The following is a 16,800-nucleotide window of genomic DNA, read 5'->3' as shown; positions in this document are numbered from 1 at the left end:
ACGTGCGCTCCTCGTCTGTCTTGCCTCGACTACGGTCCCGACGCTAGCCGGCCCGCCTGGGAAGTCTTTGACCTCACCCATTGTTGAGGTTCTACGGTGATGAGATGAGCTTGGAAACAGTTGCCCGGCAGTCGCTGTACCGGCAGACGCATGCCAGGGGTGGTGATCTGCGCGGTTTGGCAGACCGCCGGCTGATGGCGCGCATCTGGCGGTTCGCCGCTCGGCATCATCGCATGCTCGGCTGGTTCCTCCTGGTCAGCGTGCTCGGCGCGGTGCTGACAGTGGCGACGCCCCTGCTCGCGGGCCGCGTGGTCGACGAGATCACCCGCGGGGGCTCGGTGACGACGGTCGTGGTGCTGGCCGTCGTGATCGCCGGTGTCGCGCTGGCCGAGACGGCGATGTCGTTGCTGACGCGGTGGTTGTCGTCGAACATCGGCGAGGGGTTGATCCTCGATCTGCGCACCGCGGTGTTCGACCACGTGCAGCGGATGCCGGTGGCGTTCTTCACCCGCACGCGCACCGGTGCGCTGGTGAGCCGCCTGGGCAACGACGTGATGGGTGCTCAACGGGCATTCTCGGACACCCTCTCGGGCGTCGTCTCCAACATCGTCACGTTGACGTTGACGCTCGCGGTGATGATCAGCATCTCCTGGCAGGTGACCCTGGTGTCGCTCGCGCTGATGCCGCTGTTCCTGCTTCCCGCCCGCCGCATCGGCGCGGCGATGGCGAAACTCTCCCGCGAGGCAGCCGGCCACAACGCGACGATGAACACCCAGATGACGGAGCGGTTCTCCGCGCCGGGTGCCACGCTGATCAAGCTGTTCGGCGACACCGGCGCCGAGTCCCGTGAGTTCGGGGTGCGCGCCGGCCGGGTGCGCGACATCGGGGTGCGCACCGCGATGCTGCAGGCGACGTTCATGAACTCGCTGACGTTGATGTCGGCGCTGGCGCTGGCGCTGGTCTACGGCCTGGGCGGCGCGTTGGCGCTGGGTGGGACGCTGCAGGCCGGGGCCATCGTGTCGCTGGCCCTGCTGCTGACGCGGCTCTACGCACCGCTGACCGCGCTGGCCAACGCCCACGTGGAGGTCGCCACCGCACTGGTCAGCTTCGAGCGCGTCTTCGAGGTGCTCGATCTGGTGCCGTTGATCCAGGAGCGGCCAGATGCTGTCGCGATCCCCGACGGTCCGGTCACGGTCGAGTTCGACGACGTCCGGTTCGGTTATCCCGCCGCCGACACCGTGTCGCTGGCGTCGCTCGAAGAGGTCAGCGAGCTCGACGACCGCGGTGGCGACGAGGTGCTGCACGGCATCTCGTTCACGGCCCGGCCGGGGCAGATGATCGCGCTCGTCGGTTCGTCGGGTGCGGGGAAGTCGACGACCGCGTCACTACTGGCCCGGCTGTACGACGCCACCTCCGGGGCCGTCCGCCTCAACGGGGTCGACGTGCGCGACGCGACGTTCGCGTCGTTGAAGGACACCGTCGGCATGGTGACCCAGGACGGGCACCTGTTCCACGAGTCGATCCGGGCCAACGTCGCGCTCGCCGCGCCGGACGCCACCGACGACGAGATCTGGGAGGCGCTGCGCCGGGCCCGCCTCGACGGCGTGGTCGCCGACATGCCCGACGGCCTCGACACGATCGTCGGCGAGCGCGGGTACCGGCTCTCCGGTGGGCAGCGGCAGCGCCTGACCATCGCGCGTCTGCTGCTGGCCGCACCTCAGGTCGTCGTGCTCGACGAGGCGACCGCATCGCTGGACTCCGAATCGGAGGCCAAGTTGCAGCAAGCCCTGGCCGAAGCGCTGGCCGGCCGCACGTCGGTGGTGATCGCCCACCGCCTCTCGACGATCCGCGCGGCCGACGTGATCCTCGTCGTCGAGGACGGCCGGATCGTGGAGCGCGGGACGCACCCGGAGCTCCTGGCCCGCGGTGGCCGCTACGCCGAGCTGTACCGCACCCAGTTCGGGGTGCCCTCGGGCGCGCGGTCGCATCTGCCGTGCCACCGGTCGCATTCGCTAGATGGGTTAACCACTTGCTCGCAGTGGGAAGATGTTGTGAGTGGCTGATTCCGGAACCAACGCGCTGCGCGCAGCGCCCGCGATCGCGCCGCGGCCCCGGCGGGTGAGGCCCAGCTCGGACCTGTGGCGCATGTTGCCGTACCTGCTGCCGTATCGCGGCCGCTGGATTCTGATGTTCACGGCGGCCTTCTTGAGTCTGGGCGCCACGGTCGGGATTCCGCTGATGACCAAGGCGGTGATCGACGGGCCGGTGCGCCACCAGGATCAGCAGGGGCTCTGGACGCTGGGTGCTGCGGCGATGGGCCTCGGGATCGCCGAGGCGGTGCTGTGGTTCATCCGGCGGTGGCTGGTGTCCCGCGCGACGATGGGCGTCGAGGCCGACATCCGCAAAGACCTCTACGCGCGCCTGCAGATCCTGCCGATGTCCTTCCACGGCCGCTGGCAGTCTGGTCAGCTCCTGTCGCGAATCATGAACGATCTGGGTACGATTCGCCGTTTCCTGTCGTTCGGGCTGACGTTCCTGATCCTGAACATCCTGCAGATCACCATCGTCACCGCGATCCTGCTCGCGATGTACTGGCCGCTGGGTGTGGTGGTGCTGGTGTCGATCGTGCCGATCACGCTCACGGTGCTGCACTTCCAGCAGGAGTACACGCGGCTGTCGCGGCTGGCCCAGGATCAGGCCGGTCACGTCGCCACCCACGTCGAGGAGGCCGCGCTCGGTCTGCGCGTGGTCAAGTCCTTCGGCCGGGAGGACTACGTCTACGACCGCTTCGACGAACAACTCACCGATCTCTACGACACGCAGGTGAGCCGGGTGACGGTGTCGGCGAAGTTCTGGACGCTGTTGGAGATCATCCCGAACCTGACGCTGATCCTCGTGCTGGGTTTCGGCGCCTACGCCGCCGGCCACGGCTACGTGACGATGGGCACGCTGGTCGCGTTCATCACGATGATGCTGTCGCTGGTCTGGCCGATCGCGTCGCTGGGCTTCCTGCTGTCGATGACGCAGGAGTCCTTCACCGCGGCCAACCGCATTGCCGAGATCTTCGACGCGCCGCGCGAGATCACCGACGGCCCGCGCGATGCGACCCCGCGCGGTGGCCGCCTGGAGCTCGTCGACGTCGGGTTCAGGTTCCCGGATTCCGACGACTGGGCGCTACGGCATGTGAACGTGACCGTCGAGCCGGGGGAGACGCTGGCACTCGTCGGCGCCACCGGGTCGGGCAAGTCGGTGCTGGTGGGTCTGCTGTCTCGGCTGTACGACGTGACCGAGGGCGAGATCCGTATCGACGCCCAGGACATTCGCGAGCTGAGCCTCGAGGCGCTGCGGCGGGCGGTGGCCACGGCGTTCGAGGATCCGACGCTGTTCTCGATGTCGGTGTCGGAGAACTTGCGCCTGGGCAAGCCGGATGCGACGGACGACGAACTGCGCCAGGCCGTCGAGGTGGCCGCCGCGCAGTTCGTCTACGACCTGCCCTACGGGCTGGACACCCGCATCGGCGAACAGGGCATGAGCCTGTCCGGCGGTCAGCGGCAACGTCTTTCGTTGGCGCGAGCCATTCTGGCCGCGCCCCGCATCCTGGTTCTCGACGACACGTTGAGCGCCCTGGACGTGCACACCGAGGCCGTGGTCGAGGAAGCGCTGCGTCGTGTCCTGCACGCGGTCACCGGCGTGGTGGTGGCCCACCGCGCCTCGACGGTGTTGCTCGCTGACCGGGTGGCGCTGCTGCAGAACGGCACGATCACCCACGTCGGCACCCACGCCGAGCTGCTGGCGAACGTGCCGGAGTACCGCTACCTGTTGGCCGCCGACGACGAGCTCGACGACGGCTGCGAGCGGGAGGTCGACTGGGAGCAACGGGCCGAGCGGGCGCGGCTGGATCACGAGATCCTGGAGGGCAGGACGTGAGCGTGACCCCGGAGTGGCGCGGTCGGTTCGACGAACACGACGACCTGCCCATCGACGAGTCGGTGCCGCGGCGGCGCGAAGCCCGCGCGCTGCTGGGCTCGCTGCTGCGCCCCTACAAGTGGACGGTCGCCGCGCTGGCCGCCGTCGTGGTCGTGGAAAACGTTGCGCGGCTGTCGGTTCCGATCCTCGTGCAGCGGGGCATCGACGACGGCATCCCGCCTCTGCTCGGGGGTGGGTCGGCCGCCACGCTGATGACGATCGTCGGTGTGCTGTGTGCGGTGGTCCTCGTCCAAGCCAGCGCGCGGATGTTCTTCCTGCGCCGTTCCGGTCGCATCGGTCAGCGGGTACTACGGGAACTGCGCCGACGGGTGTTCCGGCATTTCGGCCGCCTCGACATCGCGTTCCACGACCGCTACACCTCCGGCCGCGTCGTCAGCCGATCCACCAACGACGTCGAGGCCATCCAGGACATGCTGGAGACGGGCTTCGACAGCCTGATCACCGCGGTGCTCACGCTCGTCGGCACCGCCGTCCTGCTGATCACCCTCGACGCGGAACTCGGCCTGATGTGTCTGGCGGCGTTCCCGATCCTGGTGATGCTCGTCGCGTGGTTCCACCGCGAGTCGTCGCGGATCTACCGTGAGGTGCGTGAGATCTCGGCGCTGGTGATCGTCCAGTTCGTCGAGACCATGACCGGCATCAAAGCGGTGCAGGCGTATCGGCGGGAGCCGCGCAACCAGGAGATCTTCGAAGGCATCGCCGACCGCTACCGGGTGATCAACGAGAAGACGTTCAGGCTGCTGGCGATCTTCATGCCCGGCGTCAAATTCGTCGGCAACATCACCACCGGCGTCGTTCTGATCTACGGCGGCTACCGGGCCCTGCACGGCGAGATGACGATCGGCACCTTGGCCGCATTCCTGCTCTACCTGCGGATGTTCTTCGAACCCATGCAGGAGATCTCGCAGTTCTTCAATACGTTCCAGTCCGCGTCGTCAGCGCTGGAGAAGCTGGCCGGGGTGCTGGCCGAGAAGCCCGCCATCAGCGATCCCGCCGAGCCGGTCCGCCTCGATCACGTGCGGGGTGACATCTCCTTCCGCGACGTCCGGTTCGAGTACGTGCCGAACCGGCCGGTGCTGCCGCACCTGGACCTGGTGGTCCCCGCGGGGCAGACGGTGGCTTTGGTCGGCACCACCGGCGCGGGCAAGACGACGATCGCCAAACTCGTCACCCGGTTCTACGACCCGGTCTCGGGCAGCGTGTCCCTCGACGGGGTCGATCTGCGCGACCTGCGGCAGACCGACCTGCGCCGGCACGTGGTGATGGTGACGCAGGAGAACTTCATGTTCGGCGGCACGGTCGCCGACAACATCCGTTTCGGCAAGCCCGACGCCACCGACGCGGAGGTGCGGGCGGCGGCCGAGGCGGTCGGCGCGCACGGATTCATCACCGCTCTGCCCGAGGGGTACGACACCGACGTCGCCAAGCGCGGCGGCCGGTTGTCGGCGGGGCAGCGTCAGCTGGTCGCGTTCGCGCGGGCGTTCCTGGCCGACCCCGCGGTGCTGATCCTCGACGAGGCGACGTCGTCGCTGGACATCCCGAGCGAGCGGATGGTGCAGCGGGCGTTGGAGACCGTGCTCGCCGAACGCACGGCGGTGGTGATCGCCCACCGGCTCTCGACGGTGCAGATCGCGGACCGGGTGCTGGTGCTCGAGCACGGCGAGATCGTCGAGGACGGCTCGCCCGAGGAGCTCACCGCTCGCGACGGCGGGCACTACGCGGCGCTGCACCGGTCCTGGGTGCAATCGCTGGCCTGATCTTCGTGCCGCAGGGCAGTATCAACCCATGACCACGAACACCGACCGGTATCGCGCGGCACGTGACCACCTCGTCGAGACGATCGGTGATTACGACAAGGCCGTCGAGACGTTCGAGTGGCCCCACATCACCGGCCAGTTCAACTGGGCGACAGACTGGTTCGACGTCGTCGCGCGTAGCCGCCCGCAGGACATCGCGTTGTGGATCGTGGAGCAGGACGGCCGCGAACAGCGCGTCACGTTCGCCGACATGGCCGCGCGCTCGGATCAGGTGGCGACCTGGCTTGCGAGCATCGGGGTCGGCGCTGGTGACCGGGTCATCCTGATGCTCGGCAATCAGGTCGAGCTGTGGGAGTCGATGCTGGCGGTGGCCAAGCTGGGCGCGGTGATCATGCCGACGACGGCGGCGCTGGGTGCCGACGACGTCGCGGACCGGCTACGGCGCGGCGGTGCAGGTTTCGTGATCGCCAACTCCGCCGACGCCGCGAAGTTCGCACGCGTGGACGCGTCGTTCGTCGGCATCGCGGTGGGGGAGACGGTACCGAGCTGGCTTCCCTACTCCGATGCGGCTGCGGTGGAGGCCGCCGGCCCGTTCGAGCCGGGAACGGCGACGTCGGATCCGCTGCTCATCTACTTCACCTCCGGGACCACCAGTAAGCCCAAGCTCGTCGAGCACTCGCAGGTCAGCTACCCCGTCGGGCATCTGACGACGGCGGCGTGGCTCGGGGTGCGGCCCGGCGACGTGCATCTGGCGATCAGCTCGCCCGGATGGGCCAAGCACGCGTGGAGCTGCTTCTTCGCCCCGTGGATCGCCGAGGCGACGATCTTCGTCTACAACTACGCCCGCTTCGATGCCGACGCCCTTCTCGAGCAGCTGCGCCGCGCCCGCGTGAGCACGTTCTGCGCGCCACCGACGGTGTGGCGCATGCTGATTCAGGCTGACCTGGGCGACAGGCCCGAGGGGCTGCGCGAGATCCTCGGCGCGGGTGAGCCGCTGAACCCCGATGTGATCGCCCGGATCGAACAGGCATGGGGACTGACGATCCGCGACGGGTTCGGCCAGACCGAGACCACACTGGCGGTCGGCAACACCCCCGGCCAGCCCGTGAAGGCGGGCTCGATGGGCCGCCCGATGCCCGGTGTGCCGGTGGTCCTGGTCGATCCGCTGACCGGCGAGCGGGCGGCCGAGGGTGAGATCTGCCTCGATCTGGGCGCGACGCCGCCGAACCTGATGACCGGATACCTCGACGACGAGAAGCGCAACGCGCACGTGATGCGGGACGGCTACTACCACACCGGTGACGTGGCGAGCCGCGACGCGGACGGCTACATCACCTACATCGGCCGCACCGACGACGTCTTCAAGTCCTCCGACTACAAGGTGTCGCCGTTCGAGCTCGAGAGCGTGCTGATCGAGCACCCCGCGGTGGTCGAGGCGGCCGTCGTCCCCGCTCCCGACGAGACGCGGCTGGCGGTGCCGAAGGCTTACGTGGCGCTGGCCGACGGCTGGTCCGCGGACGCCGAAACAGCGAGGCAGATCATGCGATACAGTCGCGACCACCTGGCGCCGTATCTCAAGGTGCGCCGCGTCGAGTTCGCGGAGCTCCCGAAGACCATCTCCGGCAAGATCCGCCGGGTCGATCTGCGTCGCCGCGAGGAGGAGGCGCACCGGGAGGGCACCCCGATCGAGAGCGAGTACCGGTACGAGGATCTGGTGTGAACGGGGGTAGCGAGATGCTGTCGTATGACGCCGGACCCACCGATACGCCGCTCCTCGAGGAGACCATCGGCGTCAACTTCGACCGTACTGTCGCCGCCTTCGGCGACACCGATGCCGTCATCGATGTGGCGGCCGGGCGGCGCTGGACCTACGCCGAGCTCGACGCCGAGATCTCCACGGTGGCACGGGCGTTGATGGCCCGTGGGATCAGGCCGGGCGACCGGGTCGGCATCTGGGCGCCCAACAGCGCGCAGTGGGTGATCGTGCAGTTCGCGACGGCGAAGATCGGCGCCATCCTGGTCAACATCAACCCCGCCTACCGGACCCACGAGCTGGCCTATGTGCTCGAGCAGTCGGGCACGCGCACGTTGTTCGCCGCCACCGCGTTCAAGTCGTCGGACTACGTCGCGATGGTCGCCGACGTGCGTCCGCGCATACCCACCCTCGAGGACGTGATCTTCCTCGGCACCGACGACTGGGCGGGTCTCCTGGGCGATGTGCAGGCGGTGGACACCGCCGAATTGGTCAGCAGATCAGCCGAACTGAACACCGATGATCCGATCAACATCCAATACACCTCGGGCACAACGGGTTCCCCGAAGGGCGCCACGCTGTCGCACCGCAACATCCTGAACAACGGCCACTTCGTCACCGAGCTGATCCGTCTGCAGCCGGGCGATCGGCTCTGCGTTCCGGTGCCGTTCTACCACTGCTTCGGCATGGTGATGGGCACACTCGGCTGCACGACCCACGGTGCGACGCTCGTCATCCCCGCTGCCGCTTTCGGCCCGGCGGACACGTTGCGCGCGATCGCTTCCGAGCGGTGCGTCGGGGTTTACGGGGTGCCCACGATGTTCATCGCGATGCAGAACCATCCCGACTTCGCCGCGACCGATCTCTCGTCGCTGCGCACCGGAATCATGGCCGGTTCGGTGTGTCCGGTGGAGGTGATGAAGCGCTGCGTGGAGGACATGTCGATGACGGAGGTGGCCATCGCCTACGGGATGACCGAGACCTCGCCGGTGTCGTGCCAGACACTCGTCGACGACGACCTCGACCGACGCACCTCCTCGATCGGGCGCGCGCACCCGCACGTGGAGATCAAGATCGTCGACCCTGATACCGGCGAGACGCTGCCCCGTGGTGAGCCCGGCGAATTCTGCACGCGCGGTTACTCGGTGATGCTCGGCTACTGGCGCGACGACGAGAAGACCGCGGAGGCCATCGATTCCGACGGTTGGATGCACACCGGTGATCTCGCGGTGATGCGGGCCGATGGGTACTGCAACGTCGTCGGGCGGATCAAAGACATGGTGATCCGGGGCGGGGAGAACGTCTACCCACGCGAAGTCGAGGACTTCCTGCTCACCCACCCCGACATCGCGGACGCCCAGGTGATCGGGGTTCCTGATGCCGTCTACGGCGAGGAGATCTGCGCCTGGATCCGGATGCGCCCCGGCCGACCCGCGCTGGATGCGGCCTCGGTGCGCGAGTTCGCATCAGAGAGGTTGGCGCACTACAAGATTCCCCGCTACGTGCACATCGTCGACGAGTTCCCGATGACGGTCACGGGCAAGGTGCGCAAGGTCGACATGCGCCGCGACAGCATCGCGCTGCTCGGCCTCTAGCGGAACTCGGAGAAGAACGCGACGACCTCGTCGATGAACAGCTCGGGCTGCTCGAATGCCGCGAAATGACCACCGCGGGGCATGTCGGTCCATCGGGTGATGTTGTAGGTGGCCTCGCACCAGCGGCGCGAGGAGCGCAGGATCTCCTTGGGGAATGACGCGACGCCCGTGGGCAATTCGACCCGGCCGGGACTACCGAACCTGGCGAAGCTCTCCCAGTAGAGCCGCGCCGACGACGTCGCGCTCGCCGTCAGCCAGTAGAGCATCACGTTGTCGAGCATCTCGTCCTTGGTCAGCACGTTCTCCGGATGTCCGTCGGAATCGGTCCAGGCCCAGAACTTCTCGACGATCCATGCCATCTGCCCAACGGGGGAGTCGGTGAGCCCGTAGCCCAGCGTCTGCGGCCGCGTCGACTGCTGCTTGGAGTAGCCGGTGCCCCACTGCTGATGCTCGGAGTAGGTGTCGAGCACCTCGCGTTCGTGCGGCGTCAGGTCGCTCAGGTCTTTCGGCGGCCTGCCGATCGGCATGTTGGTGTGGATCGCCACGCAGTGGCCCTCGTTGCGGCCGATCTGCGTGGTCACCGCCGATCCCCAGTCGCCGCCCTGGGCGCCGTACCGCTCATAGCCGAGTCGGACCATCAGCTCGTCCCACGCCGTCGCGATGCGTTCGATGCCCCAGCCGGTCGCGGCCGGCTTACCCGAGAAGCCGTACCCGGGCAGTGACGGGCACACCACGTCGAAGCCCGCGGCGGTCAGCGGCTCGATCACCTTCGTGAATTCGACGATCGAACCCGGCCAGCCGTGGGTGATCAGCAGCGGGAACGCGTCGGAGCGGCCGCAGCGCTGATGAACGAAATGGATGGAGAGTCCGTCGATCTCGGTGGTGAACTGGTCGAATCGATTCAGTGCGGCTTCCCTTGACCGCCAATCGTAAACGTCGCGCCAGTAGTCGGCGAGCTCGCGGGCGTAGGACAGCGGCAGGCCCTGGCTCCAATCGCCCACGCATTCGCGTTCGGGCCACCGGGTGCGCGCCAGCCGCTCCCTCAGGTCGGCGAGGTCGGCGTCGGGGACGGCGATGCGGAACGGCGTGACGGCAGGCATGATTCATCCTGGCACCGGGATAATCGGAGCTTGTGTCCACCCCGACGCTCGTCCTGCTCGCCGCCACCACGCTGGCCGCCTGCATCTGCCTGGGCGCCGCGCTCTACGAGTCGCTGGTCGTCGATCCGTACTGGCCGCGCCGCCCCGGGCTGATCCAGTCGCGCAACGGAGGCATCGCCCGGGTCAGGTTCTGGCTGCCCGCCCCCGTCGTGTTCGAGGTGCTGCTGATCGTCACGCTGATCGTGACGTGGGGTGACTCCGCGATCGGGACGGCTCTGCTGGTGGCGCTGGTCAGCCACGCGACGATGCGGCTGTGGGCGCTGTTCGATCTGGTCCCGCGCGCCGCGGAGTTCGAACGCACCGATCCCGCCGACGTCGACGAGGCAGCGGCGGTGCGGTGGACGCGACGCAACCTGCTGCGGGTGCCGCTGCTGCTCGTCACCTCCGGCGCGATGCTGACCGCGCTGGCGCTGGCCTGAGGGTCAGTGATCGGGGAAGATCCGCGGCAACGCGGTGGCGCTGCCGGTGAAGTTCGGCGGCCGCTTCTCCCGGAACGCTGCAACGCCTTCCTTGCCGTCGCCGATCGAGGTGTAGAACATCGCCAGCGAGTCGCTCAGGTGCGCCTGCAGCGGTGATTCGGCGGCGCCGTTGCGGTAGATCAGCTGCTTGGCCAGCGCCAACGCCACCGGCGAACGCCCGGAGACGTAGCTGCGGGCCAGTGCGATCGCGTCGGACACCAGCGAGTCGGCCGGATGCACCGACCGCAGCAGCCGGCCGCGCAGTGCGTCCTCGGCGGTGATGATGTCGGCCGAGTAGACCCAGTCCAGGGCCTGCTGGATGCCGACCAGCCGGGGCAGGAACCACGAGGAGCAGGCCTCGGGCACGATGCCGAGTCGGCCGAACACGAAACCGATCCGGGCGTTCTCGGATGCCACCCGGATGTCCATGGCCAGTGTCATGGTTGCGCCGATGCCGACCGCGGCGCCGTTGATCGCCGCGATGACGGGCTTGGGCAGCGCGTGGATCGCCAGGGTGACCCGGCCGCCGGTGTCGCGGATGCCGCTGTGCAGCGGCTCGCTCGCATAATCCGCCTGCATCTGTTCGGGTGTCGGCGCCAGGGTCTCGTCGAGACCGAACACGTTGCCGTCGGCCGAGAGGTCCATCCCCGCGCAGAACGCGCGGCCGGCGCCGGTGACGACGATGGCGCGGATCGCGTCGGCGTAGGCGTCGACGGTGAAGAACTGCTCCAGTTCCCGCGCCATCGTCACCGTGAAGGCGTTGAGCTGCTCGGGACGCGACAGCGTCAGCAGCGCCACCCCGTCGGCGTCGACGGTGCACTGCAGGGTTTCGTAATCCACGTCGGTGAGGCTACCGACCGCCCGGGCGCGGGTTTCAGGCTTCGAGTTCGCCGAGCACCTTGCGTTCGATCGCCGCGCGGGTGGCGACCGGCAGCACCACGAGGCCGGCGAGTTCTTTCTGCGCACGGCCGTAGGCGTTCTGGCGTTCCTGCGGGGTGGCGGCGTCGTCGCCCGCCAGGCGCAGCAGGTGCTGGGCGCGGGCCAGCCGGTCCTGGTCGTCGGCGGAGAAGTCGCTGCGACGGCGGCGGGTCGCCTCGGCCTCGGCGGCATCGAACGCGGCGACGTAGTCGGTCACCGCGTCGCGATATCCCGCGGCGGCATCGCGATCGTCGACGATGTCGTCGGGCTGCGCGGGCCGCAGCAGATCCGCCCGGCTCTTGGCTTTGTGGAAGGCCAGGGTCAGAGGTTCTCGCATGTCCGTCATGACCGGGAAGTCCAGCAGCTTCGCGACGTCCAGTTCGTAGGAAAGCCATCGCGCGTCGGTGGCGTCGTGGCGCGCGAGCAGCTTGGTCAGCTCGCGGCGCCGGTTCTCCACGCTGGATGCACCCGAGGCCTTCTCCCGGGCGAGCGCGACTTTGGTCTCCTGCTTGATGCGGTAGCGCTCGAGCCGGCGCTGGGCGCGGCGTTCGTTGGCGGCCGATATGCCGCGCGCGGCGCCGCCGATCACCCCGCCGAGCGGAAAGACCAGCCACCAGTAGTTTCCGGCGAACTGCAACAGCGCCTCCACACGCCCAGAATGCCACCGGTCGATGTGGTGGGATTGGCTGGTGCCGGACGTGCCGTCAGATCCAGTCCTCGAAGATCCAGACCCAGCGCTCGAGCCCGCGATCGTCGCACGTGGGCTGACGCTGCGAGGACCATGGGGGCCGGTGTACGGACCCGTGGACCTCGAGGTCCCCGCGGCAGGGGTGACGGTCATGGTCTGTCCCGCGGGGTCGGGGCGCACGGCGTTGTCGATGACGCTGGCCGGACGGATGCGTCCGACGTCGGGGGCGCTGACGGTGTTCGGACGATCCCGCGCCCGCGACATCTTCGCCGTCGCGGCCCTGGCCGGCATCGACGAACTCGACACCGTGGCCGAGTCGGTCACGGTGGGGGATCTCGTCACCGAGCAGATGCGCTGGGATGCACCGTGGTACAGGCTGATTCGCCGTGCCGACGACGACGACGTGAGACGCGTGTGCGGGCCCGTCTTCGGCGAGTTGCCGCTGCCACCGCGCTCGGAGTTCGTCGAGGAGCTCACCGAACTCGACGGCCTGCTGCTGCGCATCGCGCTGGCCAACACTCGCCGCCCGCGGCTGCTCGTGGTGGGCAACCTCGAGCAGGTCACCAGCGATCAGAGCCGGGACCTGCTGGTCGACCGGCTGGTCGATCTGGGCCGCGAGCAGACGGTGCTGACCGCGAGTGTCAACGGTGTCGCCGCCCGCCCCGGGCTGCGAGAGATCCCGGTCGCAGGCGTCTCGCGCGCCGAACTCGCGGGACTTCAGAGAGGTGAGGCGTAGTCATGCTGGCCGGGATGTCACTGGGCACAGACCTCAAGCGGTACTCGCACGGGCTGATGCCACGGATCGCACTCGTCACGATCATCCTGCTGCCGCTGCTCTACGGCGCGATGTACCTGTGGGCGTTCTGGAATCCGTTCGCCGAGGTCGGCAAGGTGCCCGTCGCGCTGGTCAACGCCGACCGCGGCGCCCAGGTGCAGGGCACGCAGGTGCACGCGGGCGACGAGGTCGCCCGGGCCCTGCTCGATTCGGGCCAGCTGGATCTGACCGAGGTCTCCGCGCAGGAGGCCGCCGACGGCGTGGCCGACGGCCGCTTCTACTTCTCGATCACGTTGCCCGACAACTTCTCCGAGCTGGTGGCTTCCCCCTCCGGGCCTCGTCCGGCGCAGGCCCCGCTGCAGTTCACGTTCAACGACGCCAACAACTACCTCGGCACGGTCATCGGGCAGAACGCCTCGAGGGAGATCCTCAACCAGGTCAACGCCAAGATCGGAGAACGCGGCATCGGCACCGTCGTCAACGGATTGGCCCAGGCCGGCACGGGCCTGGATCAGGCCGCCGGCGGCGCCGAGCAACTCGCCGGGGGTCTGGTCGCCGCCGACGACGGCGCCCACCGGCTCGCCGGCGGTGCGGACACGTTGACCTCGGGTCTGCGCACCGCCCAGGCGGGATCGGCGCAGCTGGCCGCGGGCACCCGCCGACTGAGCGGGGCCGTCGACACGGCGACCACGCCGCTGCTCGACGTGCTCGACCGGGTGGGCGGGCTTGACCTGAATCCCGACGAGGTCGCCCGCGCTGCGCAGCATCTCTCGGGTGCGGTCCGATCGACGACCGACCGGATCGCCGCGCTCAACATCAGCAGTTCTCAGGCGGCCGCGATCGTCGACCAGACCGTCGGATTCCTGCAGAACAATCCCGATCCCGCGGTTCGTGACGCCGGGCAGGCGCTCGCCGGCGCGCAGCGCCTGCTGCGCGCCCAGGGCATTGATCCCACCACCGACGACGGGCTGGTCCGGCTGCGCGACAGCGCTACCACGCTGGAGGGAGAACTGGGCGACCCCAGCAGCCGGTTGCGGACATTCCTGACCCGCGCACTGAACGGCGGCCTGCGCTCCGACGTCGCACAGCTGCGCGACGGGGTCCACCAACTCGATTCCGGAGCGCAGCGTCTCAATGCCGGCCTCGGTCAGTTGGCCGCCGGCGGGAACCAACTGTCCGCAGGGGCACACCAACTGGCCGACGGGACCGCGCAGTTGCGCACCGGCGGGCAGGAGCTGGCCACCCGCCTGCGTCAGGGTGCGGAGCAAATCCCTTCGTGGAACCCGCAGCAGCGCACTGAGGTCGCGCGCACTCTGGCAGCGCCGACGGAGCTCGATCTGCGCAACACCCACCCGGCGGCGACGTTCGGGACCGGCTTTGCGCCGTTCTTCCTGCCGTTGGCCCTGTTCATCGGCGCGATGATCGTGTGGATGTTGCTGACGCCGTTGCAGTCTCGGCCCATCGTGAACGGACTGGGCGCCCTGCGTGTGGTGCTGGCGTCCTATTGGCCGGGGCTGCTGATCGTGGTCTGCCAGGTGGTGGTGATGTATGTCGTCGTCCATGTCGGCGTCGGTCTGCACGCCACCTACGCGCTGGCCACGGTCGCGTTCCTGGCCCTGGTCGCCGGCGCCTTCCTGGCGCTGATCCAGGCGTTCAACGCGGTGCTCGGGGTCGCCGTCGGACGTGTCGCGACGCTGGCGTTCCTGATGCTGCAGCTGGTCTCCGCAGGCGGCATCTATCCGGTCGAGACCACCGCGAAGCCCTTCCAGATCCTGCACCCCTTCGATCCGATGACGTACGCGGTCAACGGGTTACGTCAGTTGATCGTCGGCGGGGTGGATGCCCGGCTGTGGACGGCGATCGCGGTCCTCTCGGCAGTGCTGCTGGCCTCGCTGGCCGCCAGCTCCTGGGCGGCGCGACGCAACCGGCAATACACGCTCGAGCGGCTGCATCCGCCGATCGAGGTCTGACGTGAGCTCCGAGGACGATCGACGGCTCAAGGATTTCGCCGGTGCCGTGGTGCTGCTGCTCCTGCAGGGATTCTGTTGGCGTGCAGTGCTTTTCCTCTCCCACGGGGATGGCCTGGTACTGCGCTACGGCGGATTCGCGGTGCTGATGCTGACCCTGGCCGCGGTGATCTGGCGGGTGGTCGCGCAACGGCAGGCGGCATGGATCGCGCTGGGTGGGCTGGCGGTCCAGGTTGCGATCGGTGCGCTCGCCCTCCTCATCTGAGGCTCAGGGCAGGCCGATGCGGCGATACCGCTCGATGCGGGTGGCCAGCCTCTGCTCGGCCGGTCCCTGCCCCAGGGTGTGCAGCTCCGCGGCGATGGTGTCCGACAGTCGGCCGATGAACGCGCGGGGCTCGTCGGCGGCGTCGGGATGCTCGGGCACGACCGCGTCGACGATACCGCTGCGCAGCAGGTCGGCGGATCGGATGCCTTGGGCTGCAGCCAGTTCGGGGGCGTGGTCGACGTCGCGGTAGACGATCGCGCTGGCGCCCTCGGGCGGCAGCGGCGCGAGCCAGCCGTGCAGCGCGGCGATCACCCGGTCGGCCGGCACCATCGCCAGGGCGGGGCCGCCGCTGCCCTGTCCCAACAGGACCGACACCGTCGGGGTGTCGAGCATGACGAGATCGGCCAGGCAGCGCGCGATCTCCCCGGCGAGGCCGTCCTCCTCGGCCTCGACCGACAGGGCCGGGCCCGCCGTGTCGATCACCAGGACGAGGGGCAGCTGAAGACCAGCCGCCAGAGCCATGCCGCGGCGGGCTTCGCGGAGCGCGGCGGGTCCCACCACACCCCTGACATGTTCCTGGCCGAGCACGACGGCGGGCTGCCCGCCGAAGCGCGCGAGTGCCAGCACGGTCGTCGCGGCCTCGCCCTGTCCTGTGCCGGACAGCAGGACCCGCTGGGTGGAGCCGTGGCGCAGCAGCGCACCCACCCCGGGCCGCTCCGGCCGCCGGGAGATCTCCACCGACTCCCAGGCGGGCACGTCGGGCAGCGGCTCGACGGCAGGGGCGGGCGGTGCGGCGCCGGGCGGATCGGACACCACGGTCAGCGTGCGGTCGATGGTCGCGCGCAGGACGTCGAGGGGCACGACGGCGTCGACGACGCCGTGACGCTGGAGGTTCTCGGCGGTCTGCACTCCGGCCGGGAAGGGTTCGCCGTACAGATGCTCGTAGACGCGCGGGCCGAGGAATCCGATCAGGGCGCTCGGTTCGGCGGCGGTGACATGCCCCAGCGAGCCCCACGACGCGAACACCCCGCCCGTCGTGGGATGCCGCAGGTACACCAGATACGGCAGGTGCGCCTGCTTGTGCTGCTGCACGGCCGCGGTGATCTTCACCATCTGCAGGAAGGCCACGGTGCCCTCCTGCATGCGGGTGCCCCCCGAACTGGGCGAGGCCAGCAGGGGCAGCCGCTCGGCGGTGGCGCGGTGCACCGCCGCGACGATGCGTTCCGCGGCGGCCACCCCGATGGATCCGGCGAGGAAGTCGAACTCGCACACGACCAGCGCGACCCGGCGGCCGAACACCCGACCCTCGCCGGTGAGCACCGACTCATCGAGGCCGCTCGCAGCGCTGGCAGCGGCCATGTCGCGGCGGTAGGAATCCGACATCGGTACCTGAAGCGGTGCGGAGTCCCAGCTCACGAACGATTCCTCGTCCAGGACGGCGTCGCGCAGTTCGAGGGCGCGGATCCGGCTCACAGCT

At 69.1% G+C, this 16,800-nt stretch carries 13 protein-coding genes; 9 read left to right on the top strand and 4 right to left on the bottom strand.

Annotated elements, in window-relative coordinates; translation table 11 throughout:
• Positions 1-104 precede the first annotated feature (104 nt).
• Genes ACZY1G_RS08100 through ACZY1G_RS08080 form a run of 5 tightly spaced genes read left to right on the top strand, consistent with a single transcriptional unit; the run spans position 105 to position 9,092 of the window.
• The gene (locus ACZY1G_RS08100) at positions 105-2,063 is read left to right on the top strand and encodes an ABC transporter ATP-binding protein (protein WP_463822082.1); all 1,959 of its coding nucleotides are present in this window, start codon (positions 105-107) and stop codon (positions 2,061-2,063) included.
• Positions 2,056-3,927: an ABC transporter ATP-binding protein gene (locus ACZY1G_RS08095; protein WP_463815120.1), complete on the top strand. Its 1,872-nt coding sequence runs from the start codon at positions 2,056-2,058 to the stop codon at positions 3,925-3,927. Before ACZY1G_RS08100 ends, ACZY1G_RS08095 begins: the two co-directional genes overlap by 8 nt.
• On the top strand, positions 3,924-5,744 hold the full coding sequence (locus tag ACZY1G_RS08090) for an ABC transporter ATP-binding protein (RefSeq protein ID WP_463815121.1): 1,821 nt from the start codon (positions 3,924-3,926) through the stop codon (positions 5,742-5,744). The genes ACZY1G_RS08095 and ACZY1G_RS08090 overlap by 4 nt, the downstream gene beginning before the upstream one ends.
• Positions 5,745-5,772: 28 nt before the next feature.
• Positions 5,773-7,464, top strand: a complete 1,692-nt coding sequence (locus ACZY1G_RS08085) for an AMP-binding protein (RefSeq protein WP_463822081.1) — start codon at positions 5,773-5,775, stop codon at positions 7,462-7,464.
• Positions 7,465-7,478: 14 nt separating this feature from the next.
• Positions 7,479-9,092 (top strand): AMP-binding protein, encoded by a 1,614-nt coding sequence (locus ACZY1G_RS08080; protein WP_463822233.1) that lies wholly within the window; start codon positions 7,479-7,481, stop codon positions 9,090-9,092.
• Here the strand turns inward: ACZY1G_RS08080 and ACZY1G_RS08075 are convergent.
• Positions 9,089-10,192, bottom strand: a complete 1,104-nt coding sequence (locus ACZY1G_RS08075) for an epoxide hydrolase family protein (protein WP_463822080.1) — start codon at positions 10,190-10,192, stop codon at positions 9,089-9,091. The two genes, ACZY1G_RS08080 and ACZY1G_RS08075, sit on opposite strands and share 4 nt — an antisense overlap.
• A gap of 32 nt (positions 10,193-10,224) precedes the next feature.
• On the opposite strand from ACZY1G_RS08075, the gene ACZY1G_RS08070 reads away from it, so the two are divergent.
• The gene (locus tag ACZY1G_RS08070; protein WP_463822079.1) at positions 10,225-10,671 is read left to right on the top strand and encodes a hypothetical protein; all 447 of its coding nucleotides are present in this window, start codon (positions 10,225-10,227) and stop codon (positions 10,669-10,671) included.
• A gap of 3 nt (positions 10,672-10,674) precedes the next feature.
• Here ACZY1G_RS08070 and ACZY1G_RS08065 read toward each other — a convergent pair whose 3' ends face one another.
• Both ACZY1G_RS08065 and ACZY1G_RS08060 read right to left on the bottom strand, forming a co-directional pair.
• Complete coding sequence (locus ACZY1G_RS08065; protein ID WP_463815125.1) at positions 10,675-11,550, bottom strand: crotonase/enoyl-CoA hydratase family protein; 876 nt, start codon at positions 11,548-11,550, stop codon at positions 10,675-10,677.
• 34 nt (positions 11,551-11,584) lie between these two features.
• Positions 11,585-12,277: a hypothetical protein gene (locus tag ACZY1G_RS08060; RefSeq protein WP_463815126.1), complete on the bottom strand. Its 693-nt coding sequence runs from the start codon at positions 12,275-12,277 to the stop codon at positions 11,585-11,587.
• Positions 12,278-12,317: 40 nt separating this feature from the next.
• Here ACZY1G_RS08060 and ACZY1G_RS08055 point away from each other — a divergent pair, with 40 nt between their 5' ends.
• Genes ACZY1G_RS08055 through ACZY1G_RS08045 form a run of 3 tightly spaced genes read left to right on the top strand, consistent with a single transcriptional unit; the run spans position 12,318 to position 15,323 of the window.
• Entirely contained in the window at positions 12,318-13,052 is a 735-nt protein-coding gene (locus tag ACZY1G_RS08055) for a hypothetical protein (protein WP_463822232.1), read from the top strand.
• Between the two features lie 2 nt (positions 13,053-13,054).
• Entirely contained in the window at positions 13,055-15,061 is a 2,007-nt protein-coding gene (locus tag ACZY1G_RS08050; RefSeq protein ID WP_463822078.1) for a YhgE/Pip family protein, read from the top strand.
• Between the two features lies 1 nt (position 15,062).
• Positions 15,063-15,323: a hypothetical protein gene (locus tag ACZY1G_RS08045; RefSeq protein WP_463822077.1), complete on the top strand. Its 261-nt coding sequence runs from the start codon at positions 15,063-15,065 to the stop codon at positions 15,321-15,323.
• Positions 15,324-15,326: 3 nt separating this feature from the next.
• On the opposite strand, the gene ACZY1G_RS08040 is transcribed toward ACZY1G_RS08045, so the two are convergent.
• On the bottom strand, positions 15,327-16,796 hold the full coding sequence (locus ACZY1G_RS08040) for a carboxyl transferase domain-containing protein (protein WP_463822076.1): 1,470 nt from the start codon (positions 16,794-16,796) through the stop codon (positions 15,327-15,329).
• Positions 16,797-16,800: the final 4 nt, after the last annotated feature.

This window comes from Mycobacterium sp. IDUB_5 (assembly GCF_055419565.1).
This window is presented reverse-complemented; position numbering and strand designations above follow the sequence as displayed.

What these genes read in the sequence shown, in the direction of transcription:
- ACZY1G_RS08100 (WP_463822082.1), top strand. Translation starts at nt 105, where the DNA reads ATGAGCTTGGAAACAGTTGCCCGGCAGTCGCTGTACCGGCAGACGCAT.
- ACZY1G_RS08085 (WP_463822081.1), top strand. Translation starts at nt 5,773, where the DNA reads ATGACCACGAACACCGACCGGTATCGCGCGGCACGTGACCACCTCGTC.
- ACZY1G_RS08080 (WP_463822233.1), top strand. Translation starts at nt 7,479, where the DNA reads ATGCTGTCGTATGACGCCGGACCCACCGATACGCCGCTCCTCGAGGAG.
- ACZY1G_RS08075 (WP_463822080.1), bottom strand. Translation starts at nt 10,192, where the DNA reads ATGCCTGCCGTCACGCCGTTCCGCATCGCCGTCCCCGACGCCGACCTC.
- ACZY1G_RS08050 (WP_463822078.1), top strand. Translation starts at nt 13,055, where the DNA reads ATGCTGGCCGGGATGTCACTGGGCACAGACCTCAAGCGGTACTCGCAC.